This is a genomic window from Paraburkholderia sp. BL18I3N2, assembly GCF_003001875.1.
Taxonomy (GTDB): domain Bacteria; phylum Pseudomonadota; class Gammaproteobacteria; order Burkholderiales; family Burkholderiaceae; genus Paraburkholderia; species Paraburkholderia phytofirmans.
The window spans coordinates 436,295-461,089 of the sequence record NZ_PVNC01000002.1 but is presented as its reverse complement, the minus strand read 5'-3'; the positions used below and the strand labels follow the sequence as shown (position 1 = coordinate 461,089).

The 24,795-nt window shown below is 56.9% G+C and carries 21 protein-coding genes; 19 read left to right on the top strand and 2 right to left on the bottom strand.

Features of this window, described 5'->3' with window-relative positions; genetic code table 11:
• The first annotated feature begins 1 nt into the window (after position 1).
• From B0G75_RS08045 to B0G75_RS08000, 10 genes are all read left to right on the top strand, one after another.
• The gene (locus B0G75_RS08045) at positions 2 to 907 is read left to right on the top strand and encodes a TniB family NTP-binding protein (protein WP_106302924.1); all 906 of its coding nucleotides are present in this window, start codon (positions 2 to 4) and stop codon (positions 905 to 907) included.
• Between the two features lies 1 nt (position 908).
• On the top strand, positions 909 to 2,417 hold the full coding sequence (locus B0G75_RS08040; RefSeq protein WP_181309198.1) for a TniQ family protein: 1,509 nt from the start codon (positions 909 to 911) through the stop codon (positions 2,415 to 2,417).
• Positions 2,414 to 4,102, top strand: a complete 1,689-nt coding sequence (locus B0G75_RS08035; RefSeq protein ID WP_146142486.1) for a hypothetical protein — start codon at positions 2,414 to 2,416, stop codon at positions 4,100 to 4,102. The genes B0G75_RS08040 and B0G75_RS08035 overlap by 4 nt, the downstream gene beginning before the upstream one ends.
• 99 nt (positions 4,103 to 4,201) lie before the next feature.
• The gene (locus B0G75_RS08030) at positions 4,202 to 4,654 is read left to right on the top strand and encodes a glyoxalase superfamily protein (protein WP_106302915.1); all 453 of its coding nucleotides are present in this window, start codon (positions 4,202 to 4,204) and stop codon (positions 4,652 to 4,654) included.
• Between the two features lie 479 nt (positions 4,655 to 5,133).
• Positions 5,134 to 5,928 carry a metallophosphoesterase gene (locus B0G75_RS08025; RefSeq protein ID WP_106302912.1) on the top strand — a complete coding sequence of 265 codons (795 nt, stop codon included), beginning with the start codon at positions 5,134 to 5,136 and terminating at the stop codon, positions 5,926 to 5,928.
• A 326-nt stretch (positions 5,929 to 6,254) separates the two neighbouring features.
• Positions 6,255 to 6,512, top strand: coding sequence for a hypothetical protein (locus tag B0G75_RS08020; protein ID WP_106302909.1), 258 nt, complete (start codon positions 6,255 to 6,257; stop codon positions 6,510 to 6,512).
• Positions 6,509 to 6,745 (top strand): hypothetical protein, encoded by a 237-nt coding sequence (locus tag B0G75_RS08015; protein ID WP_106302906.1) that lies wholly within the window; start codon positions 6,509 to 6,511, stop codon positions 6,743 to 6,745. Before B0G75_RS08020 ends, B0G75_RS08015 begins: the two co-directional genes overlap by 4 nt.
• On the top strand, positions 6,742 to 6,960 hold the full coding sequence (locus B0G75_RS08010) for a hypothetical protein (RefSeq protein ID WP_106302903.1): 219 nt from the start codon (positions 6,742 to 6,744) through the stop codon (positions 6,958 to 6,960). The genes B0G75_RS08015 and B0G75_RS08010 overlap by 4 nt, the downstream gene beginning before the upstream one ends.
• A gap of 142 nt (positions 6,961 to 7,102) precedes the next feature.
• The gene (locus B0G75_RS08005) at positions 7,103 to 7,345 is read left to right on the top strand and encodes a hypothetical protein (protein WP_106302900.1); all 243 of its coding nucleotides are present in this window, start codon (positions 7,103 to 7,105) and stop codon (positions 7,343 to 7,345) included.
• Positions 7,346 to 7,786: 441 nt separating this feature from the next.
• Positions 7,787 to 8,257, top strand: coding sequence for a 3'-5' exoribonuclease (locus tag B0G75_RS08000; protein ID WP_106302897.1), 471 nt, complete (start codon positions 7,787 to 7,789; stop codon positions 8,255 to 8,257).
• Between the two features lie 120 nt (positions 8,258 to 8,377).
• Here the strand turns inward: B0G75_RS08000 and B0G75_RS07995 are convergent, their stop codons facing one another.
• On the bottom strand, positions 8,378 to 8,836 hold the full coding sequence (locus B0G75_RS07995) for an HAD domain-containing protein (protein WP_106302894.1): 459 nt from the start codon (positions 8,834 to 8,836) through the stop codon (positions 8,378 to 8,380).
• Between the two features lie 49 nt (positions 8,837 to 8,885).
• Positions 8,886 to 9,098, bottom strand: coding sequence for a hypothetical protein (locus B0G75_RS07990; protein ID WP_106302892.1), 213 nt, complete (start codon positions 9,096 to 9,098; stop codon positions 8,886 to 8,888).
• A gap of 370 nt (positions 9,099 to 9,468) precedes the next feature.
• Here B0G75_RS07990 and B0G75_RS07985 point away from each other — a divergent pair, with 370 nt between their 5' ends.
• The 9 genes from B0G75_RS07985 to B0G75_RS07945 all read left to right on the top strand — a co-directional run bounded on the left by B0G75_RS07985 (position 9,469) and on the right by B0G75_RS07945 (position 24,506).
• A complete protein-coding gene (locus B0G75_RS07985; protein ID WP_106302889.1) occupies positions 9,469 to 12,528 on the top strand; it encodes a type VI secretion system Vgr family protein in 3,060 nt (1,019 codons plus the stop codon).
• 45 nt (positions 12,529 to 12,573) lie between these two features.
• Positions 12,574 to 17,274, top strand: coding sequence for an RHS repeat-associated core domain-containing protein (locus tag B0G75_RS07980; protein WP_106302886.1), 4,701 nt, complete (start codon positions 12,574 to 12,576; stop codon positions 17,272 to 17,274).
• Positions 17,271 to 17,693, top strand: a complete 423-nt coding sequence (locus B0G75_RS07975) for a hypothetical protein (protein ID WP_106302883.1) — start codon at positions 17,271 to 17,273, stop codon at positions 17,691 to 17,693. Before B0G75_RS07980 ends, B0G75_RS07975 begins: the two co-directional genes overlap by 4 nt.
• Positions 17,694 to 17,806: 113 nt before the next feature.
• A complete protein-coding gene (locus B0G75_RS07970; protein ID WP_106302880.1) occupies positions 17,807 to 18,259 on the top strand; it encodes a hypothetical protein in 453 nt (150 codons plus the stop codon).
• 166 nt (positions 18,260 to 18,425) lie between these two features.
• On the top strand, positions 18,426 to 18,956 hold the full coding sequence (locus tag B0G75_RS07965) for a hypothetical protein (protein WP_106302877.1): 531 nt from the start codon (positions 18,426 to 18,428) through the stop codon (positions 18,954 to 18,956).
• 133 nt (positions 18,957 to 19,089) lie between these two features.
• Positions 19,090 to 19,377: a PAAR domain-containing protein gene (locus B0G75_RS07960; protein WP_106302874.1), complete on the top strand. Its 288-nt coding sequence runs from the start codon at positions 19,090 to 19,092 to the stop codon at positions 19,375 to 19,377.
• Between the two features lie 244 nt (positions 19,378 to 19,621).
• Entirely contained in the window at positions 19,622 to 22,303 is a 2,682-nt protein-coding gene (locus tag B0G75_RS07955; protein ID WP_106302871.1) for a type VI secretion system Vgr family protein, read from the top strand.
• A 2-nt stretch (positions 22,304 to 22,305) separates the two neighbouring features.
• A complete protein-coding gene (locus B0G75_RS07950; RefSeq protein WP_106302868.1) occupies positions 22,306 to 23,733 on the top strand; it encodes a hypothetical protein in 1,428 nt (475 codons plus the stop codon).
• On the top strand, positions 23,730 to 24,506 hold the full coding sequence (locus B0G75_RS07945) for a hypothetical protein (protein ID WP_106302865.1): 777 nt from the start codon (positions 23,730 to 23,732) through the stop codon (positions 24,504 to 24,506). Before B0G75_RS07950 ends, B0G75_RS07945 begins: the two co-directional genes overlap by 4 nt.
• Positions 24,507 to 24,795: the final 289 nt, after the last annotated feature.

The following is a 24,795-nucleotide window of genomic DNA, read 5'->3' as shown; positions in this document are numbered from 1 at the left end:
TATGGATATCAAATCAAGCTTCATCCACTTCCCTCACGTTAAGAAGATACAGGTGGCGTTGGACCGTATGCGTGAGTACCGGTGTGGCGACGAGGAGGCCGAACACCTCATGCTGCTTGGCGAGTCCGGGGTTGGGAAATCGACGTTGCTCAAGAGGTATGTTCAGAAGTACCCACGCATCGTGCACGAGGAGTTTACTGAGATCCCGGTACTTTTCGCAACACTTCGTCAGTCGCCTACTCCAAAGAGATTGGCCAGCAGGTTATTGAAGGTGCTGGGAGACTCCAAGTGGCATAGCGGACCGGAGGACGAGTTGACTGAGCGGCTTATCTTCCTGATCGAAAAGTGTCGGGTCAGGCTCGTGATCGTCGACGAGGCCAACCACCTGACTGATCGCGGTGGCGAGAAAACATTGCACACTACTGCTGATTGGCTCAAGGGCTTGGCGGATGCGACACGAGTGTCGTTTGTGTTAGCAGGCATACCCCGGACCAGGAGCTTGCTCGCGATCAACGATCAATTTCGCGGTAGGTTTCGGGAGGTCATTGAAATCGACAGGTTTTCAGTGGCGAACAAATCTGCGGAACGGGAGTTCCGTAGCGTCCTCAAAGCCTTCAAAGGATATCTGCGGGAACTTCCCACCATAGACCTCTCGGAAGCTGCAATCGCTCGATTGTTTACATTTGCAACCGATGGGCGTCTGCGTGCTATCCGAAGTCTTCTCGTGCGAGCTGTGGAACTGGCATACGAGCAGCCTGTTCCAAGATTGACAGGCGCGGTTCTGGCTGAGGCCTTCCGGACGGTCATCTACCCGGGATCGCCAGATACACGGAATCCCTTTCACAAGGCATTCAACGAAACGCCACTTGTGAACGGTGATGAACCATTTGCACCTGTCGAGCGCTGAGATGAATACTTACTTCAATTCTGGACTACCCCTGTGCCGTCCGAAAATGCTTCAGGACGAGTGGGTCGAAACCTACCTCTTCCGCGTTGCAAGGGCAAATGGCATTCACCGTCCGCGACTAAGCGACACTGAGCGTTTTCGGCCAACATTGCCAGCTACCGCGGTGAGCAAGCCAAACGGCTATCCGATCTGGAGCGAAACTACGTTGCCTCGATGGAGCGTAGTCACACGTGCTAACAAAATCCGGTATTGCCCTGAGTGCATGACGCAGTCGAGACACATTCGATCTCGTTGGCGCCTCACAGTATTTGATGTCTGCACTATCCACCATATCCGTCTGAAGGACGATCTGGCCGAGCCCGTGATGACGAAAGGCTACAGGCAAGAGAACAGGTATTTCATTACGGAGGTTACGGATGAACAACTTTGGGCCGGCGCAGTTTGCCCTATGCCCAGCGAGCGGCGGCACGTAGAACGATTGTGGTCGGGATTCGAACGGTCCATCGTTGAGAACGACATCCCTGGCGCTTGCGAGCAACTCACTTGCATTCTGTTTCTGGAGGCGTTACTCGACGCGTTTGCGACTGAAGTGCGTGAGTATGAAGGTGCCTCGATAGGTGCTACACGGCCAACCGAACTTGCTCAGCTTGTCGACAGATACCAATTTTCCTTGGAGACCAATCTCGACGGAATTCGCAATTTTCTGGACCAGATTACCGTGGGCTCGCATCGCGACAAGGTGCTCGCGCGGTTGCGTCGAATGTTGATCGACGAAGCACACAGACCCACGTGTTTCTCCAAACTGCCGATTGCAGATTTGCGGAGGCGACTTCTGATTGGATTCGAGAAAAGCATCAGGCCGGCTGATGAAATTCTCCGTCCAGATCACGACCAACCCGTTGGATATGTGAGCCTCGAAAGCGCCGCATCTCTCATTGGCTGCCCATCAAGGCTCGTGAAGCATCTCATCGATAACGACATCTGCCAGGGTGTTCGCATTGCGCGGCACGGCCTGAAGCGATATACGTTCTTGCCCTCTCACGCAGTCGAAACATGCAGAAGATGGCATGCCTCGAACGCAACACCAGAGCAAGTGATTAATGAACTGCACATCGATCGACGAGGATTTGTTGCTCTATTGAGGGCAGGTTTGCTTCGTCCCATTGCGGTTGATCCGTATAAATTCTTTCAACGGTCAGACCTGACTGATCTATGTCGACGACTAGAAGTTATATCTCAGCCATTTCCAACAGAAGCTGGTCACCTATACCCCTTGTTGGGTGCGTGGATTCCGAAGAGCGGGCGCTACAAAAAGGCATCGCTAGAAGTGTTAAAGGAAGCCTTTACCGGCAAATTTGCTATCTTCCGGCAGAGGGAAAGCGCCGGTCTGTCCGCCTATTTTGTCGATTGCGCTGCGCTTGAACGCGCTCACCGACTCAGAAAGGGCGAAATAACTGGGTGTACGCGCCAGAAGTACGCCTCTCAGCAGCTTTCATTGTTACCGGAATGAACTACGAACAAATCCATGGTGTGGACTGGCGCACCAAAGGAGCCGCACTGTTCAACGAGCGGCTTCTGGTGCGTCCCGTTGTACACCCGGATGAAAGCTTCCTCGGTTACCGCCTGCGGGTCGCCGCTGCCAACGGATTGTCTAACCCCAACTGGCTCAACTATGCTGAGAATAGCCTACCGAAAACACACGGCATTGCCCGTTGGTGTCCTCATTGCCTGGCAGAATCTGACTGCTACTGGCGGGAAAACTGGTACTCCGGGCCCGCGGCGTGCTTTGAACATCGCTGCTGGCTCACCTCGTCGTGCAATGGCTGTCACCGTATCTTGCGCTGGAAGCGTATCCGCTTTGCAAACTGCACGTGCGCCGCACCATTACAGGATGCACCGGCAACGATCTTTTCAACCGAACTCCAGCGGTTAATTGCCGATCGAGCGGACTCAAACGCTGGAACGTTATCTGTTGGCGAGCGATGGAATCTCGCGCGGTTTTTGGGAGCGCTGGCGCAGTTCGGGCTTCAAGGCAAGCCATTAAAGAAGGCCACACGTCAGACGGAAAACGTCGAACAGTTACTCGTGACTGCTGGCGCGTCATTGATCGCTGATCAGTCGGCCTGTTTTGACTTGCTCGATCGCCTTCGTTCGCCTCAGGCAGGCGAGAACAATGTCCCCTTGCTGTCGCAAGTCTTCCCGCGTTTGCTCACCATGCTGCGCAGGCAGTTACATGATGCTGAACGTGGTTGGATGGTGAACCTGCTGGAAGCATACGTTGCGATTTCATTGCGGCATGGATCTGTGGTCCTATGGGAGCGCAAAGGTGCTGCCGGGCAGGCAGACGAGGAGCCGCATAAGCGGCAGAAGACACGAAACCCTGCCATTGCCAACATGCTTGCGCAGACGGGCTCGACAGTACCGGTCAGGCGAACCCGGTCCGGACGGCAGAAATTCGTGATCAGTCGCGCGGACCTGCAGCGTCTCCGGACAACCCAACGTTCGCTGATCCCATTGAAGGCAGCAGCTCGATATGCCGGGATGTCCACCAGACGTATCGAGGCGCTAGCGAAGGCAGGCCTGATTGCTTCAACCGGAACCCGGATCGACACGAGGTCCATCGACCGCCTGCTCGGCAGCATCGTGGCGACCTGTGTCGAGGACGCACCGCTGTTTGACGACCCGGTCAGCTTGGCCGACATATTGCGTCTGTACGTTCCTGTTGAAGCGTCAGTGGCATTCTTCAATGGGCTCTTGAACGGTACCGTACGCCTGGGCTTCGGCCCGGACAAGGTGCCGGCGTTGCGGGAGATTTTCGCCGATCGTGGTGAGGTGGTCTCTGCCACACAGGCGCGTGTCGAATCGGACCGCCAGATATCTATTGTTGAGGCTGCCCGTCGGCTCGGCGTCAAGCAGGAAGTGATGTACCACCTGATCAACATAGGCCTGATCAGGACCCGAATGGGTAAGCTGCGGCGGCGAGCAGCGCGGGTCGTCGATGTTGATGACCTGCAGATGTTCACTGAGCAATTTCTGCCGCTGTCCACGGTGGCGAAGACGATCGGCATCTCCGCTAGTGAAGCGCCCGGCTGGGCCAGGCAGCATGGCATTGAGATCGTCACTGGGCCATCAGTCGATGGCGGACGGCAGTATTGGATCCGCAAACCAGTCGGCGCGGAAATCTCCTTGAGGTAATGCTGAAGACCGTGAAATTCTGGACATCTTGGTTGGTTCGAACGATGTCCCGTTGCCGGGACGGGCGATGCCATGTAGACCATTTACGACGGAATTGCTATGAAATTTTATCTAGTCTCGTCCGACGTAGCGAAGCGCAGGGCGAAGCTTTTGCGTAAGTTGGTGAACGATGAGCAGTTGAACCACCAACGCGCTTTGGACATCACCGCGTATGTATACGGCTACAAAAATTGGAACGATCTTCTAGCTACATTCGATCAGCAGTCTCCGAGCCCGCCAGATGATAGCCTGTCCGAGTCAGATGCCAACGCGCGAAGGCGATGGCAAATGGATCGGCTCTGCGAATGCTCTGGCTGGCAGCGTGAACTGGCGGAACGTCTTGTCGCGGAGTGGCGCCTAACGGCGTTCATGCTGAACCGTACCAACGCAAAAGACGAAGCGGATTCTGGATCGACTTCTGTGTTGGATTGTTCTAACGCGCAAACGGTACCTGAGCCTGGCAAGAAAAGTGAAACCGTTGTCACCGTGCGACGTCGCAGAGCGCGCTCTTGAACCACCGGAACAGTGAGCGAAGGCATCGATCGGTTGGGGCTGTTGCGCCCTCAATTGGTCTTTCCATTCTTGAAGTGACGCTTTTCCCATCGAATGCATTGCACTGGACTGTAGCCAGGCAGGCAACGAGAGGGACACGCCGATCTGGCAGCCGTCAGCGAGTACGAAAAGAATTCGTACACTTGTATTCGTGTAAATTATGCGCCGCTGGGATCTGGCGGAACTGCTGTTTGCAAAAAGGCACGAGGCATGGTTGCCTGCGCCCTCCGCAGCTAGACAGAATCGAAAATCAGACTGGGTTCGTTGATCTTGTGCGCGCGGTAGTGCGCCGGCTCAATCAATTGGTGCCGCTTGCGGCGGAACGCCGATGGAGTACAAAGCGCAGAATGGTCCTGATGCCGCCAGTGACCTGCTGCTATCAAACGCCCTGAATTGGCGCCAGCCAGTCAGCTCCGCAATCAAACCTTTGATGGGAAGCCATGAAGCTGCTTGTCCTGTCCGATCTGCACAATGAATTTGAGTCACTCGCGGCCGACGCTGAGATCATCGCGCAGGCGGATGCAGTTGTACTTGCCGGCGATATCCATACGAAGGATCGAAGCGTCGAGTGGGCGCAGTCATTCGTTAACGATCCAGCGAAACCAGTCTTTCTGGTGGCCGGGAATCACGAATTTTACGGGGGTCACTTTGACTACACGCTGGGCAAGCTTCGCGAGCGTGCGGACGGAACCAATATTCATATCCTGGAGAACGACACCCAGGCCCTGGGCGACGTTCGCTTTCTCGGATGCACGCTATGGACGGATTTCAGGCTATACGCCAGCGATGTTACCCCCGCGATCTGCATGCGGGATGCACAAAGTGCAATGCAGGACTTCCGGCTGATTCGCGCGACGCCGTCGTATCGGAAGCTGTACCCGGCAGATACGGTCCGGCGACATGAGTTGTCGCGCGCGTGGCTTGCCAACGCGTTGAATGAGCCATTTGACGGTAAGACCGTGGTCGTCACGCATCACGCGCCATCTCCAGGCTCTGTCGAGGTGCAGTATGAGGGAGATTCGTTGACACCAGCTTACGCGTCCGATCTTGAAAGTCTTATGGGACCCGCAGTCTGCTTGTGGATTCACGGTCACATGCATACAAGCTTCGATTACATCGCTCCGGCCGATGATGATTCCAATGGGTGTGGTACACGCGTGATCTGCAACCCGCGCGGGTATTCGCCGCGGCATCTGAACCCAGGCTTCAATCCTGGCCTGCTGGTCGAGGTATGAGCTGGGGTCCATTACCCACAACGAACATCACGGCGATGCGAATTTTTGTCGATACTGAGTTCACGATTTCATAGACAGCTAGCCGTTCAGTATTGCGCTGGAATATGGATATGACGACTGGCGCGCACTTTCCGGTGCATTGGATCGACGGTCGCAGAGTCGGACGGATGATGACCCCCTCCGCCGGAGTGGGCCCCGCGTCCGGCGTGGCGGGGAAGCCGGTCATTCCGCTGGAGCACCTACACGGCACGGTCCGGCGTTAAGACAACCCGACCGATGCTGCATGGCCGACAAACGACGAAATCTGACTGTAGGGATGACACAACATGAGCACCAAGGCGACCCTAGCGCATCACCACTCGGACGAAGCAGACATGCCGTCCTGGCACCTCTACGAAGATGTGTTTGATCCAGGCGTGGTTTATCTTCAGTTGGAAGGCGTGACCATGGAGTTGCGCACGCGGGAAGAAGGCGGAGCTGACGTAGTAGTACGATTGCCGATCGGAACGGCAAAACAGCTTGGCCTGGACACGAATGTGCCGCCAGGCCGTTGGGCGCTCGCGTGCGATACCGACAAGCCGTGAAAGCCGCCCACGTCCAGTTTGATTCCGCACTCAGACTGCTCGTCGGCACGTTCGACAACGGGCTGACCATCGAGAGCGCCGACCCGTGCGAGCTGGCCGAACGAATGTTTGCGGCCGGTGCTCGGCATGGACACGTCAGCATGCCCGACTGGCGCGAAGGTGACATCGCGCCCGCCAGCGGTCATAAAATTGCCTTTCAAGTGCGGCTTAACCAACTGGGTCGAACTGCATGACAGATGCCGAACGCCTCGCGCTGCAAGCCGTCCCGGTGCATGAGCACAAGGGCCGCCCGTACTACGTATGTCTGGGTGATATTCCTGCGCCGTGGCAGGACGCGTTTCGCGCGGCGCTGCGTGGGTCTGCCTGTCCCGTGATCGAAGGCAGGGGCGAATGCGCTTATGAGTGGGACTGGTCCGACTGGCTGCAGGGGCGATTTCCGCACGGGTGAAAGATGCTTTTCAACACCGGAATGAATGTCTCTTGATGGTCGAATTCACCCCGACAATAGAGTTCGCCAGTGTCAAGTGAAGAGCAGTGCACCTGATTGACCCACTCCGTTGGACACGGCAACGAACATTGGAGAGGTAATCATGGAGTCATCGGGCGCCGACGAATATCAGTGCTTTACCTGCAACCGCATGTTCGGCAATCCCGTGTTCAACATCACGCGGGAATCGGAGCGGACGCACTTCGATCAGGGGATATCGTCAGTCGAAATCCTAATAGTTATGGGCTTGAATGCTATTGCTCACGTGCAGGCGTCGACGCCCGGCGAGATATGGTTGTGCGCGACCAAGGAGTACCAATTCGACGTCTGGAATCGGCCCAATTGAATCCTGTGCGATATGTGGGAGGCCAGTTGATATGACCGAATCCCATCGTTCCTAGGTTGAAAGCGAGGAGATCGCAGTCAACATCTGATATTGAAGCCGGTCAACGTTGATTACCTGGCAGTGGTTTGCCGACAATGTCAGCCAATGAAATCCACGAATTCGGCGCTTCAAACTGAGAGATGTATTGATAGTCCAGGTGCGCAAGAATGAGTCAGGTGGATGGGGCCAATCCCGGCCTTCGACCGGTTCATCGCGATTCTGTTGAAGCACACGACGGATGGCTTTCTGCGTGGCTCGCGCCAGAACGGATCATCGTCGCTGCGGCGGTCGTCCTGTCGCATAATTGTAATTGTGGCCTCAGTCGCACGTACTCTGGCGCCCAACGCTTCAATCCGGCTCGCGCACCGCGACGGATCCAACCTGTCTTCAACGGGGTAACGCATGCGGCTTTTCGTGGACACGGAATTTACCGACTTCATCGACTGTGACCTCGTGAGCATCGCACTGGTGGCCGACGACGGCCGCGAGTTCTATGGCGAGCGATCGGATTACGATCGCGCGAGCTGCAATGAATTCGTGCGCGCGGCGGTACTATCCCAACTTGGCCAGTATCCCGGTCGAGTGTTCACTCGCGAGGCGCTACGTGCGGCGCTCGTCGCGTGGCTTGACCAGTTCGCGGACAAGCCCGATCGCGTGCTGTGCTTCGACTACGGCGGTGACTGGGAACTGCTGTGCGAACTGCTCGATGGCCCGCCTGCAGGATGGCAGGCGCACCACGTGGGCCAGCTACTCGATCCGGGACGCCAGGAGGAGTACTACCGCGAGCATCACGGGCGGCACCATGCGCTGGTGGATGCACGCGCAAACCGTTATGCGATGATGGGAAACGGACCCTCGCCGGACGCACCATAAAAGAGTCCGTGCGTTTTTGCCAAAAAATAAAATAGCGTGACCAAACTGTCGCGCGCTCCTGACGGCACGTGCATCATGGATAAACGCGCCGACAACGGGTCAGCGGACCCGGGTTCATGGCTAGCGAAGAAATTCCTCGACCTGCCTGATTACGCTCGGGTCATCGAGGCCACGGGCCGGATCGCAGGTAACGAGTCGAGGCAGGAGCGTGACCGCCGACGCAAATTCCTTTGGCGCGTCATCGAGTATGAGATATTCGTCGTGAGAAAGCCGCCGTCGCCGGACATAATTGAGAATACGAAGGGCCCGGCTTTCAATGCGTCTGTTCGTCAACAGGATTCGTGCCACTCGACCCAGTTGCGGCAGGTATTCCGCCCTAAGTGTTCTAGCGTCGAACATGTAAATCCATGTACTGTGGATTGCTATATCGACTGCTTTCCCTGAGACAAGCTCCGCCAGTTTTGCTTCAAGAGCGCACACGCCAAGTCCGGTCACCTTTGGCCCTTGTGGACCGTATTCGAGGTCGCCAACGGTGGACGGATGTAATACGCCGTCGATGTCCAGAAAAATCGTTTTCATTGCCACCGGGTTGAGAGTTTGACCGAAAGCATCAGGCGCAAGCCACGCGTCAGGACTCGTCGTGGGGCCAGACAGGATCGGTCGGGCCGTCGTAACCTTGGACCTTCCCGCGCAGCCGCTTCAGCAATGTCTCGGCGTCGCCGCCGGGAGCGCCGAATTCCCGGCCGACTGGTTGGGCCTCGGCCCATACTTCGCCTGCATAGGGCGCTGACGGATCGTATCGCGCGAGCAAATCGGCGAGCTTGAGTTTCTCACGTGTCATTCATGCCTCCGGCATAACACTGCAACCAGTGCATCGTGGCGATCGCTACTGTTCTAGATGCGCGCGATAGTCCCCCCGAGGTTAGCATATAGATGCTGCATGAATATCAACCTCGGAATTGGTACGAGAGTCAGTTCCGCCTCGATGTCGCAAACACCTAGGTCGCCTGAGATAGCCCGCTTTGCGTTAAGACAGCTGGGCGACGTTAGCGTCGACCACGTCATTAGTTCCGATATGAAGTCGCCCCGTCAAATCTGGAAATAAATTCCGATTTAACAATTGATTTTGAATGTACGATTGCGATCAGCCGGTAATCTTTTGTATTATCGCGCGGTAGCGCGGGGGCGCAATTTGCATAAAAAGAGGCAGTATGGGTGCGCAGGAGATAATCGCGGCAATAAAAGGTGGGCTCGCTCAAAGCGATCGGCTGCTTAAACTGGACACGCCGCTGGGTCCCGACGTCCTTTTGCCACAAAGACTGGCGGGCCGTTCGCGCCTCGGCCGGGATTACGAATTCACGCTGGATGCCGTTTCAACCAGCGACAATATCGAACTCAAGAAGCTGATCGCCCAGCCCGTTACGCTTTGGGTGCAGCAAACCGACCAGTCGTACGCCCCGCATCACGGTTATGTCCACACCGCTCGCCGTTTAGGTTCCGACAGCGCCATTACCAGCTATCAGATCGGTTTTGTCTCTTGGATGCATTTTCTGCATTTCAGAAAAGATGCACGCGTCTGGCAGGATAAAGCAGTCGATGAAATCCTCACCGATGTATTCAATATGCATCCTCAGGCGCAGGGCGCATTCCGCTTTAGCCTAAAAAACACATTGCCGCAGCGCTCATTCTGTGTGCAATACGAGGATGACTGGAATTTTTGCCACCGTTTGATGGAAACGGAAGGCCTGTTCGGCTATTTTGAACAGGCTGCGGATGGCAAATCTCATACCCTGGTGATTACCGACGATATTGGCAGTCTGCAACCCCTGTCGCCGCAGACGGTAGATTTCTACCGATCAGGCACTAACAGCGAAACCGATGCCTTCGTTCAGTGGAGCGGCACACGGACGCTGCAAAGCACCTCCCTCACTACACGCACGTTCGACTACAAGGCCCCGTCCGTACCTGCCAATCCCAAAGGAACAGCGATCCCGACGCTGACCACGCAGGGCGACCTGCCGCAGCAGGCCGAAGTGTACGAATACACGGGCGCTTACACCTACGGCAAGCAGGACCGCGGCGATCAACTGTCGAAAGTGCGGATGGAGGAGTGGGAATCGCGTGCGAAACGCTTTCACGGCGTAGGCGCGGTGCGCCGCATCGACGCCGGCCACTGGTTCGAACTGCAGGACCACCCGGAGCACAACTCGGGTAGCCAGCAGGACCGGCAGTTCGCGGTGATCGCGGTGGACTGGATCGTAGAAAACAATCTGCCGGTCTCTGCCGGCACAACAGACTTCCCGCATAGCCTGAACGAGACAATTTCTGCAGCCCGGGCGCAGCACGCGAGCGGTCCAGCGTTGCTCATCAAGGCGGCTGACGGTAGCGAAGGCTTCTTCATGGCTACCGTCGAAGCACAGCGCCGGGCCATTCCGTTTCGCAGTCCACTCGAGCACCACAAGCCGAAAATGCACATGCAGACGGCAACGGTGGTGGGCCCGGCGAATGAGGAAGTCTTCACAGACCAGTTGAACCGTATCAAGGTGCAGATGCACTGGGATCGACTGAACCCCGGCGATGAAAATGCATCGTGCTGGATGCGGGTGGTTCAGTCGGACACAGGTGGCAGTTACGGTGCAGTCCACGTGCCGCGTATCGGCGAAGAGGTCATCGTCTCGTTCCTCGACGGCGACTGCGACAAGCCGCTCGTGACCGGGCGCGTCTATAACGGTGCAAAAACACCTGACTGGCATTCGAACGGGATCCTGTCAGGCTACAAGTCCAAGGAATACCAGGGTAGCGGCTACAACCAGATCGTGATGGACGACGCGACCGGCCAGAATCGCGTGCAACTGTACAGCACGAGCGCCAACTCGCAGCTTCATCTGGGTTATCTGATCGCGCAAACCGGCAACGCGCGCGGTGCTTATCTCGGCAGTGGTTACGACCTGAAATCCGATGCCTTCGGTGCAGTGCGTGCGGCGCAGGGTATGTACGTATCGACCCATCCGACTACTGGCGCGGCGAGCCAACCTCTCGATGCACGCGACGCGAGCAATCAGCTGGTCAATTCGGAAAGCGTACTCGAGTCCCTAAGCCAGGCGAGCGAAACCCATCAGGCCGGAAGTCTGAAAGAGGGCTATGACTCATTGAAGGCCTTCACCGACGCGACGCAAAACAGCGTGACCGGCACCGCAAGCGACGGCGGCAACACTGCGGGCGGCGGCACCGGCAGCGCGAACGGCTTCAAGGAACCAATCATGCTGTTCGCGACGCCGGCGGGTATCGCAATGGCAACGCAGAAGTCGACTCACATCGCAGCCAACGAGCATGTCAACCTTGTCAGCGGCCAGAGCACGCACATCGCGACAGGCAAATCGCTACTGGCAAGCGTCGGCGAGAAAATCAGTCTGTTCGCTCAGAACGCGGGCATGAAGTTGTTCGCTGCCAAAGGCAAGGTTGAAATCAAAGCGCAGTCCGACGACGTGGAATTCACTGCGCAGAAAACGTTCAGGTTGCTCTCGGCAACCGAAAAAATCGAAGCGGCCGCCGACCAGGAAATCCTGTTGACGAGCGGCGGCGCATACATCCGTATATCTGGCGGCAACATCGACATCCATGCGCCGGGAAAGGTCGATGTAAAAGGCGCGCAGCACAGCTTCAACGGTCCGACCAGTCAGGGCTATCCGCTGCCGGCCGCGCGCCCTGATCAACCGGGGCAACTCGAGTTGCTGCACCAGTATGCGAATGGCGAGGCGTTCAAGGGTGGAACGTTCTCGGTGCTGGACGCCAACGGCGCAATTCTACGCAAAGGCGCACTGGACGGGAGCGGCCACACGATCGTAAGCGGCTTGCCGGCCGGTGCTGCACAGGTCCAGTTCGGCGAGGATCCGCGCAACCAGTACGACCCGTCCAGCGTATTCAAGACCGCGACATGGCCTGCACAGCCGCCTCAGTCAAGCGGCGTCGCCACATCGGCACTCTCGCAGCTTGGTGGGTTGTTGCCGTCCGCCACCGACGCCGGTACAGCGCTTTCCGGCGCAACGCAGTTCGCGAGTGTGGCGGGACAGGCGGCGCAAGGCAGGAGTGGGCTAACGCAGACGCTAGGCGGCCAGGCAGTCGGACTCGTTCAAGGCGCACTTTCGCAAGCCCTTCCGGGGCAAGCCAGTGCCGCCTTGTCGAAGGCGAGCCAACTGGGCGCCGCGGCGAAGCAGATCAGCACACTGGCGCAAACCGCGCGCGCGTCCGTACCTGCATTGACCTCTCTCTGAAGCACGCGTCAGACGCGAAACCTCACCTTCCCAGAAATAACCGCTATGGCCGAGTCTTCCGGTGTCCTACTTCCCAAACCGACAGAGGTGTTCGTCGGTCCGTTGCTCCAGATAGAAACTGTGGATGTGAGCGCTGGCATCAAGGCCTGTGATCGCTGGCTGCGCAGCATCAGCGATGACTTCATCACCATCGAGCGCATCCAGATGGTGGCCAACGCCTTGCCGGTCGTAGCAAACATCATGGCGGCCGTGGATCTTGTGCTCGACATCAAGGACATGGTCGAGCACGGCCAGCAACGGAAAGATCCCGATGTGTTCGACTGGATGAACCTCGGTCTCGACCTGATCGGTATCATCCCGATTCCGCTTGGAACTGCCGAATTTCGCATGGGCGCGCGGCCGGTAATGAAGCTGGTTCGACAAAAGATCGTCGAAAGCGGCAAAGCAGTCGGAGAGGCGACGTTGCAGGTGATGCAGACTGCACTGTTGCAAGCGGTGATCGACAGCCTGAGCGAACAGTTCGCCGGCCGGATACAAAGCTTCGTGGACGGCGTCAAAAAGGAACTGGACAGCCTGCTCAAGACCTGTGCGGAGTACATCGAGAAGTTCATGCTGGGCTTCGCTCATCTGTTCGCCCAGGCGGCAGGTGACGAGCCGCTCAGTGTAGCGGGAAATGTCCGCGCGGCTGGCCACCACCTGGACCAGGCCGCCGCTGGATTTGCGGCTCACGATGCCCGTAAAACCGCCAGCGGTCTCGGCCATCTGATCGTCGACTTCGTCAAGATCGAAGCGAAGGGGCTGATCAACACCGGCACGTACGTGGCGAAGGCGCTAGACGTCTCGTATCAGAAACCTTTACGTGAGATGGCGGCTGCGTTGCGGGCGATGGTGCCAATGGTCAAGGAGCGGATCCTGGCACTCGGCGGAACGGATGCTGGCAAGATCGGCTGGCTTATCAACCTCATTCAGGTCGCAATCGAAAAGAAGCGCGACATCCTGGCGCGTCAGCGCTTGCATTCGACTGGCATTAAAGAGCGTGGCACGGCGAAAGTGCATCGTCAGGAGGGTGAGGGGCAGAAGGAGACATTGCGGCATACGGAGGATGCGAAACATCCGGGACCCAACGACGGCAAAGTTCATTGTCCAAGACCATCCCCACCTGCTCGCACCGGTCACTCAGTGGGTTTTGCGCTGGGTGACGAGCGGCTGAATCATCAAGATTTCGTCCTCCCCGGCGCGATGGCGATCGATTGGACAAGAACTTACCGTTCGTTTTTCGACGCGAACGACGAGCGAGGCGAGCTGGGTGCACGCTGGATCACCGCGTACACCACGCGGCTCGATGTACGTCCCGACAAACTGGTGTATCACGACGCCACGGGACGAAGCCTCGATTACCCCCTTCTTGCACCGGGTGACGAGCACGACGATCGGTCCGAGGGGTTCACGCTCCTCCGTCTCGATGAGCAATGGCTGACGCTTGCGCGCGACCATGTACTGCTCGAAGTGTACGAAAAGCGAAACGACGCTTTTCGTCTCGCGTTCTATCGCGACAAGTCGGGAAACCAGGTCACGCTTGACTATGACGAGGCGCACCGTCTGTACCGGCTGATTACGCCGCAAGCCGTGGTGGCGTTCCGATACGACACCCACGATCGAATCATCGAGGTAGCTCACCACGACCTGGAGGGCAAACGAGTCGGCACGCTCGCTACGTACGCCTACAACGCCGACGGCGACTTGATCGGCGCAATGGATCGATTCGGCAACCGGCGTGAGTATGCTTATCGCCATCACCTGATTACGCGCTACACGGATCGGACCGGACGAGGAATGAATCTCGAATGGAGCGGCGCTGATCCAAAGGCCAAATGCGTCCGCGAATATGCGGACGACGGCAGTCGTGACACGCGACTGGTCTGGCATCCGGATTTCCGGAAGGTGAGCGTGACGGACGCAACGGGCAATGTTACGCAGCACTACTACGATCCGCACGGTTATACGTTCCGTATCGTTTATCCCGATGGTCGCGAGGAGTGGATGTATCGCGACACCAATCACAATCTTGTCCAGCATGTCTATCCGGACGGCACTAGCGAGCGCATGACCTACGACGCTCGTGGTCGATTGGCGCGACATGCTCGCGCGGACGGCAGCACGATTGAAATGGTCTACGACGAAAAGGACCACATGGTTCAGATCGTCGACCCCGAGGGGCATGCCTGGAAGCGTGCTTATGACGATGCTGGCAACGTGGTGGAGGAAACGGATCCGCTAGGCCATTCCACGAAATACAGCTACAACGCACAGGGCTTGCCTATCGAGGTAACGGATGCCAAGGGCGGAGCCAAGGTCATCGCTTACAACGAAGCCGGGCAGCTGACCTCATACACGGACTGCTCAGGCAAAACGACGGCTTGGGAGTACGACGCCCATGGGCGCCTAAAAGCCGTAAGAGACGCGGCGGGTGGCACGACGACCTACCGCTATGGTTCGAATGGTTTTCCTCAGGAAATCCAGAGTCCGGCCGGCATCGAACGCATTCAGTTCGACGCCGAGGGGCGCTTGCTGACGAGAACCGACCCGCTTGCGCGCACCACTCAGTACAGCTACGACGGCGCTGGGCGGATCGCCAGCCGTATCGATCCAATGGGCCATTCTCTGAGCTATGGTTACGACCGGCAGGACCGTCTGGTTCGGCTGACCGATCAGAACCAGGCGACCTATCAGTTCAAGTACGATCCCGCCGGCCACTTGCTCGAATCGATCGGTTTCGACGGGATGCTGACTCGTTACGACTATGACGCGGAAAGCGGTCGGTTATGCGCGATAGAGGAAGGCGGACAGAAAACGCATGTGGACTTCGATCGAGGTGGCCGGCTGACGCGCCGCGCCAGCGGCGAGGCTGAGGAACGATTCGCCTACGACGCAATGGGGCGATTGATCGATGCCCAGAACGCCTATAGTCGCGTACAGCATTTCTTCGACGCGACGGGCAACCTGGTACGCGAGCATCATGCCTACAATCTGTTCGGTGTCCAGCGTAGCTACGTGTGGCATCACACCTACGACGAGCTGGGTATGCGCGTTCGAACGGTGCGACCGGATGGTCACGCGATCGACTGGCTGACCTACGGCTCGGGCCACGTCCACGGCATGGCGCTCGATGGTGAGGAACGTCTTCAGATTGAGCGTGATGATCTTCACCGCGAAATTCGGCGCACGTTCCCCAACAAGATTGTTCAGCGCACGGACTACGATTCGGCGGGACGGATGCTGCGGCAAACCATCCAGCGCGGCAATGCGCCGGCGCCGCTTGCTGCACGCATGTATCGTTACGATGCAGCCGGCCAGCTCTCACACATTGAGGATAGCCGTAAGGGCCTGACGGATTATCGCTATGACCCGCTCGGCCGGCTGGTCGAATCGATTGGTCCGGGTGGCACGGAACGTTTCTCGTTTGATCCTGCGAGCAATCTGCTCGATGCGGGCAGTCCTGAGCATGCCCGAAGCCGGATGCCGCAAAGCCCATTGCGCCCGGAAAATACGTTGCCGCCAGAAATGCCAAAGGTGCTTGGCAATCTTCTCAAGAGCTATACGGGCATTCACTTTGCCTATGACGAGCGCGGCAACCTGATTGAAAAACGATCACCGGGATCGGTTCAGCACTTCGAATGGGATGCGTTCAACCGGCTGATCACCGCCCGAACCGAAAGCGTGACGCAGCACGCCGAAGCCCGGTATTACTACGATGCATTTGGTCGTCGGATAGCCCGGGAGGTTGGAGGTAAGCGCGTCACTTTCGGCTGGAGTGGCAATGCGCTGGCGTATGAAAGCGACGAAGACCGAAGCACACACTTTTTATACGAAGCCGGATCGTTCGTGCCGTTAGCCCAATACGTTAGCGAACCGGTATCGGGCATGCCCACACCAGTGCGCGGCGAGGACCATCGCTACACACCCGAGGACGATCCGCTGCAACGCATCCACGAGCCGGTCTCGAATGCGCAGATGTTTTACTACCATTGCGATCAGATCGGAACACCGCAGATTCTGACTGACGACGAGGGAGATGTTGTCTGGGACGCTACGTACAGGGCAATGGGCGAGGCTCGCGAAGTGATCGCGCGTGCTTCGCGCGTGACGGGCGTCACACCGCATAACCCCCTCCGTTTTCAGGGACAACAGTTTGATGAAGAGACTGGGCTGGCGTATAACCGGCATCGCTATTACGATTCGGATATAGGGCGTTTCGTCAGCAAAGATCCAATCGGCCTCGATGGCGGGATCAACGTTTACGCCTACGGCAGAAATCCCGTCAGTTGGACTGACCCTCTTGGGCTGGAAGGCACGACCGATATCCCCAGCATGATGGCCGCCGGCTGGCAAGGCAAAGGCAACTATCCCGGCGTAGATGCATGGACGGACACAGTCCTCCCGAAAGGCACGCTAGTTGCGCATGGTGCACCAGGTACGAGTAATTTTGTGACAACGCTGGATGCGGTAGACGGAAGTCAACGGTCGAAATCAACGATGTTCGGTGCCCTACAGGTCGCGCCGCACCCGGAAAAGGGATTCCGACCGGGAATGACCGTGTGCGAACTCACTGCGGATACGCCCGTGGCAGGTGCCAAGGCGCTGGCAAACCCACAGCATGGTCCTGGCAACGCACAGCAGTACTTCATTCCGGACGAGGGCTTGTCCAACCTGAAACCGCTCTACAGTGTCCCATTGACTAAACCATGAACATCGATACAACGAACGGTACCCTGACGGTCTGTCAAAGTGTCATTCCGTCGACGCTGACATTGCAAGAATTCCTGGCCGCCGCCATGTATCAGCCTCACACGAAGGTGCTGGAGAATGACCCTTTCGTGACGTACAAGATAGAGTCAATATGCGACGACCATAAGTACATATCTACGTTGTACTTTCAGTCCGGTCTCCTTGATTCGATTTCACTGTATGTCTCTGACTCAAGCCCGGCGACAGGTTGGGGGAGTTGGAGTGAAGCCGAGGAACAGAAGCGGTTGCAATCTCTTGTCGATCTTCTCACACAGCAAGGAATTGCCAACGGACAGCGCTTTGCCTGGGGCATTGTGAGTGCTTCGTACGATCAGCGTTCAGGGGACTCAAGCATTACGATCAGACATGTGCGACCGTAGATAAGTGTTCGACGAGTTCGGTCTAAGACGATGTGATCATCGGTATCTGGGAACGCGTCGAATGATTCCTCGACGCCGCATACGTCGACGGCGGCAGTCGCTAGTAGACGGCCATGTTTGATTTTTCCACGGGCACGCTGACCATTGATGTGTCTACGAACCTGTTTCATGGCGGGCCTTCGCCTAGCGACCGGCCGTTGATCGGGGCAACGGAACTGGCGAAGTACGGCGAGTGGGAAAACTATGGCATCAAGAACGTGACGGTTTGGGGGAAAACCTTTGACGTGACGGCTCGCTATTGCAACAAGAAGCTTGCAATGATCGACTTCGTATGGGTAGACGGCGTCGCCAAGAAAACCGACTGGTCAGCGACGGAAGCCGACCTTGTGAAGGAAAGGAAGGCGCTCTCGAAAATGATCGTTTCGGAAGCGCAACAGCCTTGCGTGTCTTCTACGATCGGCGCGGATACGTTTGTCTTCAACTGGGGAACGCTTACGGTACGGGCCGATCTGCGCTCAATGGTTGTCACGACTAGTGTCGCGTACACCGACTCGAAGGAAGAGTAGGCGGGTGACGTAGCGGCTCACCAAATAGAATTGAACACGCGAGAAATCTCAAACCTTAGAGACATCATGAAACGATTTCTAATTTTGAATGGTGACAGAACGACAGCTAGCGGCGTCGTTCAGACCGTGCCAACCACCATTCAATTGAGCGATAAAGACGTTGGCCATGAAAGGGATCCAGTCGCGTGCCCCGCTTGCAATACAACGGGGAAATGCTGGTTTTGATCTGAGCACCGAGACCTATCGAATGAGTACTTTAGAAAAAATCGCGGATCTTCGCATCGTCGACCACCACCCCGGTTACGACAAGGTCAACAATCCTCTGCTATTGAGCGTTGCGGAATTGGCGCCTGTTGGCCTTACGTGGCAGTCGGGCGGCGTTCAACACGCCATTCGCAGTCAGGCGGGCGTGAGTGGACGACTTCTTGGTGACGCGAGCGGTATCGCAGTCGTTGAAGGGCCATACGACCCTTCGGCGAATCGGGCTTATATCGTCAATGCAGACGGGTCATCGAGGGCGCGAATTCCCGCACAAATCGGAGCCGAGCGTGTCATGTTTTATACGTGGTCGAAGCTAACGGCTCAGTCGCATTTCTGGCTGCGGCGCCTGGACGAGACGTTCGTATCGAAGTGCGAGAGGCAGACGGTGCCATGGTGCAAGTCACAGGAAGTCGGTAAGTGCATGTCCACGCGATGAACAACGGCCTGAAGTCTTAGTGCGACTCGACGATCGCCGCGTTCGACGCGTCGTGTCCAATGATGGCCCGGTCGCATCGCAGGTCGCTAACCTGGACTAGATTCGAACGGCTGCGGTAGACCTAGGAAACACAATGAAACGATATCTGATTGTGAACGGCGACAAAACGACAGCTAAAGGCGTCGTTCAGGCAGCCCCCACCTCTATTCAATTGAGCGACAAAGACGTCGCCCACGAAGGAGATCCAGTCGCATGCCCGGCTTGCAATACGACGGGGAAAATCCAGTGCGACGGACCGCGCCAGATCATGACCGCGCCCGACGGAAGACACGCCGCATTAAGCGATGATTTATGTATTTGCGGCTGTCATCCGCCACCCCGGTTGGTGGCTTCACAACAGATGATGTCCACGGAAGCATAACAGTGCGGACTCGTTTCGGTTGGCTTGGCGGCAGTTGGCGCTGCTTGCCTTAAATATGCGACCCCATGACTTGTGACCGCATTCGAAGGGTGAGCTATTTTACCTCTATTCAGATAGCATGAAATGAGAGGCAATTATTTCCGATTTGACATTTGTTTATCAATACCTGATTGCGTTAAACGTCCAATTCTTTGTATTATCGCGCGATGGCGCGGGTGCGCAAATTGCATAAATAAGAGGCGGCATGGGTGCTCAGGACATAATCGCGGCGATAAAAGGTGGTTTGTTGCAAAGCGACCGGCTGCTGAAACTCGATACGCCACTGGGTACTAACGTCCTCTTGCCGCAGAGGCTGTTGGGCCATTCGCGCCTCGGCCGGGATTACGAATTCACACTGGATGCGGTTTCAACCAGCGACAATATCGAACTCAAGAAACTGATTGCCCAGCCGGTCACGCTCTGGATCCAGCAAACCGACCAGTCCTACGCCCCGCACCACGGTTATGTCCACACCGCCCGCCGCTTGGGCTCCGACAGCGCGATTACCAGTTATCAGATCGGTTTTGTCTCCTGGATGCGTTTTCTGCGTTTCAGAAAAGATGCGCGCATCTGGCAAGATAAAACCGTTGATGAAATCCTCACCGATGTATTCAATATGCATCCTCAGGCACAAGGCGCATTCCGCTTTAGTCTGAGAAACCCATTGCCGCAACGTTCCTTCTGCGTGCAATACGAGGATGACTGGAATTTCTGTCACCGGTTGATGGAAACGGAGGGGCTGTTCAGCTATTTCGAACAGGCCACCGATGGTAAATCGCATACTCTCGTCGTAACGGACGATATCGGCAGCCTGCAACCGCTTTCGCCACGGGTGGTGGATTTCTACCGCTCGGGCACCAACAGCGAAACCGACGCCTTCGTGCAGTGGAGCGGCACGCGTACGCTGCAAAGCACGACGCTCACGACCCGCACGTTCGACTACAAGTCGCCGTCATCGTCTGGCAATCCGAAGGGCACCACGGTTCCGACGCTGACCACCCAGGGCGACCTGCCGCAACAAGCTGAGGTGTACGAGTACACGGGCGCGTATACGTACGGACAGCAGGCCCGTGGCGATCACCTCACGAAGGTGAGGATGGAGGAATGGGAGTCGCGGGCGAAGCGCTTCCACGGCGTGGGCGCGGTCCGTCGCATCGATGCCGGTCGCTGGTTCGAACTGCAGGACCACCCCGAGCACAGCACGGGCAGCCAGCAGGACCGGCAGTTCGCGGTAATCGCCGTGGACTGGGTTATCGAGAACAACCTGCCGGTCTCAGGTGGCAAGACGGACTTCCCGCATAGCCTCAAGCAAACGATCGCCGCGGCCCGCGCGCTGCACGCAAACGATCCAACGCTGCTCATCAAGTCGACCGACGGCAGCGAAGGTTTCTTCATGGCGATGGTCGAAGCACAGCGCAAGGCCATCCCGTTCCGTAGCCCACTCGAGCATCAGAAGCCCGAGATGCACATGCAGACTGCAACTGTGGTTGGCCCTGCGAACGAGGAAGTCTTCACGGATCCGCTGAACCGCATCAAGGTACAGATGCACTGGGATCGGCTGAACCCCGGAGATGAAAACGCGTCCTGCTGGATGCGGGTGGTTCAGTCGGACACGGGTGGTAGCTACGGCTCGGTCCACGTGCCGCGCATCGGCGAAGAGGTCATCGTTTCGTTCCTCGACGGCGACTGCGACAAGCCGCTGGTCACCGGGCGCGTTTATAACGGTGCGAAGACCCCGGACTGGCATTCGAATGGGATTCTCTCGGGCTACAAATCGAAGGAATATCGGGGCAGCGGCTACAACCAGTTGGTGATGGACGATGCTACCGGCCAGAACCGGGTGCAACTCTACAGCTCGAGTGCAGATTCCCAACTGCATCTCGGCTATCTGATCGCACAAACAGGCAACTCGCGCGGTGCGTACCTGGGTAGCGGTTTCGACCTGAAGTCGGACGCATTTGGCGCGGTCCGGGCGGCACAAGGCATGTACGTGTCGACCCATCCAGCGACCGGGACCTCAAGCCAGCCTCTCGACGTACGCGAAGCAAATAGCCAACTCGTCAATTCCGAAAGCGTGATCGAAGCGCTGTCGCAGGCGAGCGAAACCCATCAGGCAGAAAGCCTGAAAGACGGTCACGACTCGCTCAAGACCTTTACCGATGCGACACAGAGCAGCGTAGCGGGCGTAACAGGCAGCGGCGGCAATACCGCAGGCGGTGGCACTGGCAATGCCAACGGCTTCAAGGAGCCGATCATGCTGCTCGCGACGCCATCGGGCATCGGGATGTCGACACAACGGTCAGCACACGTCGCAGCGACTGAGCATGTGAACCTCGTCAGTGGCCAGAGCACGCACATTGCGACCGGCAAGTCGCTGCTCGTGAGTGTCGCCGAAAAAATCAGCCTTTTCGCACAGAATGCCGGTATGAAGCTTTTCGCGGCGAAAGGAAAAGTCGAAATCCAGGCGCAAGGCGATAACCTTGAAATCACCGCCCAGAAGACGCTGAAGTTGCTTTCCGCGACGGAGAGGATCGATGCGGCTGCCAAGCAGGAAATTCTGCTCACGGCGGGGGGCGCGTACGTGCGCATTTCCGGAGGCAACATCGAGATTCATGCGCCTGGAAAGATCGACATCAAAGGCAGCCAACATTCCTTTGCTGGCCCAACCAGCCTTGATCGCACCTACAACACGGAAGGCAAGAAAGCCGACATGCGAATCCGCTACATGGACGCGGAGGGCAATGTGCCCGAAGGTGAGCCGATCAAGCTCGCGTCCGAGGACGGGGTGGTGCACAACCTTGTCCTGGATGGAGAAGGAAAAGGCGAGTTGAACGGAATCGATTTCGGCAGGTTCGTGGCCGACCAGGTCAAGCGAAGCGGAGAATAACCATGGGCAATCGTCCCCTGATCCAACATACCGTGTGCATCGATTTGCCGGGTGAGCCGGTCGAGTGCTGGGCCGAAAGCGATATCACCGTTCTGCTTCGCAAGCACCGCGACGTGATATTCGACGTACACCTTCTCAAAGGGAAAAGCTACACCGTCGAAGCGACCGATGACTGGTTCTACGATACGCGCAAAAAGCAGCGCGTAAAGAGCGCGACGTTTCAGGACGGCGAGCGTCTCCACGTTTGGATAGGTCGCGACTTCAAGGGTTTTCTTCTGTTGAAGGTCGGCACAATTGAGCTGCAACGCTACTCCATGTTGCTTCTCAACACCGATAACCATGGGGAAGATCCAAAAACAAAACCCGAACCAATTATCTTGACCTACGGAGCGCAGACAGGGGTCAGCGCGTCTCCAAAGCTCGCGCTGTTTGCTCCCGGCGGGAAGCCGTCCGTCACTCAGCCTGGGTTGGCCAGTCATTTTATGGAGCCGACCTGGCAGACAGGTTTGACGCCTTACCCGAGCACGACGGCGTTCCTCGATGATCCGTTCAGCTGTAAACGGCTTCTGCCGGTGAAGTTGCCTCCTGCCACGCATCCGGCACCTGAACAGATCGGGCATGTCTTTGAAGTGGACGTCACTACCATTCCTTCAGACCTGGTCAAGTTGCTCGAAACAGGGGGCGCTGACGAAACGGCCATTGATACTCAAAAAGTCGCGACGCGCAACTGGATCATCGGCCAATTCATCGGCACGGCCGGCTACTTCGGTGACAATTTCCCGTGGGTGTCCGAGCTATGGAAGTCCAACTTCAGGCTATTGAGGATTGTCCACAAACGAGCCGGACCCAAGTGGTACATCGTCTTCAAAGGCAGTCTTAAATCCCGTGAGGAAATCACCGCGGCGAAATACTCGGTCAAGAACTCAAAGATATTCGCGATAACAGGCGGGGCGGGCTCGGCCGAGTCGATGGCGCAGTCGGCATGGAAGAGCGCTAAAGGCGCGGTGACGACCAAGGCTGGTGTCATCACGATTGTGCTCACCATCGGACTCGATTTTGCTGAGTGGTACAACGATTACAAGCAGGTCGACAATGCGGGGCATCGCAAGAAGGACTGGTTCGATCTGTTCGCAAAGATAGGAATTGATCTCGCCGTCGCCGGCCTGACCGCTGCGTTGACTTCATTGATAGTGGGTGGTCTGGCGACCGCCAGCATTGCTGCGGGTCTCGCCACCTTCCCAGTTGTCGCGACTGTAGCTATAGCGATCGGTGTTGCCGTTGGCGTTGGCTACGTCGTCAACCTGATCGACAAGAAGGTGCATTTTACGGATTGGGTCGCATCCAAGCTCCGCGAGGCGGCGGCGCTGTACGAAAAGAACATGCCGACTGACTATAATCCGTACTCGCCAATGTTTGGAGGAATGCCGTGACGCATGTTGCAGTGGATAGAGACACCGGAAGCCAACTGCGTTCCACGATCTTTCGCGGCCTCGGCGCCACCGTGCTGCTGCACGGATTCTCCATCGTTCTGGCGTTCGCGGCGTATCGCTACGACTTTGAGGTTTCGAGTTTGCCAGGACAGATCAGCGTCGCACTGGCGGTGCTTTGCATTTTCTCGCCACTCGTCGCTCTATTGGTCTTTCGAAACACAAGACGGTTTGTCGTTTTCGGTTGTGTGAGGTTGTTCAATCTACTATCGGCTTATACGTTGGTCGGCATTACGTTCTACTACTTCTATTTCATTTTCGCGCCCATCTCCACACCAGCCAGGACGATTGGGTTGTTGGTGGGCAGCATCTTGACGTTATACTGGCTTGGGTTTTCGTATCGTGCGCTAAGTACCTTCATTCAGAAATCAAAGTTCGTCGAAAAAGCATTTAGCACCTCAGGCGTGTCGATTCAGTGCGACGACAGGTTCTTTGAAATTCTCAATAAGTTGTACGAGGAAAAGAATCCGTTCCCTGCCTGGCACACGTGGATCGTCATGGGAGTAGCACCTTTCTTTCTGGTGCTCAATCGGCTGCTGTCCGCCTATTTCGGCTCGCAAGGGGTCTTATTTTTCATCGCGGCTATCACGTTTCCTGCATCACTTTGGCTCATTGGCCTCACGGTTCGAGTCTTTGTCACAATGATCCAATTACCGCTATCGTTGGAAAAAGTCTCCGGCAAATCTGTCGAGATCAGTGCGGACGCCGTGTTTTAAATTGTTACGGCGAAGAAGCCACCTAGTGAGGGCTGAAAGCTTATCCTCCGGTCCGTTTCTATTGAGATATTTTGACCGTCACCTGCGCGGCAATCGCACAGTTCCAGGGTCACGTTTTCAAGGCATCGTCCACTCGGATATCGTGACAGACTTCACAGGTTAGGTTGATTTACGCACACACGGTAGCTCGCTCGCATCGCAACCTCCTGATCGTCCCGGCCTTTCTGCAACCTTTAGAAAATGTGCCATTCGTTCTGCAAGGGTTTTGTCTTCGCGGTCGTTTCGAGTC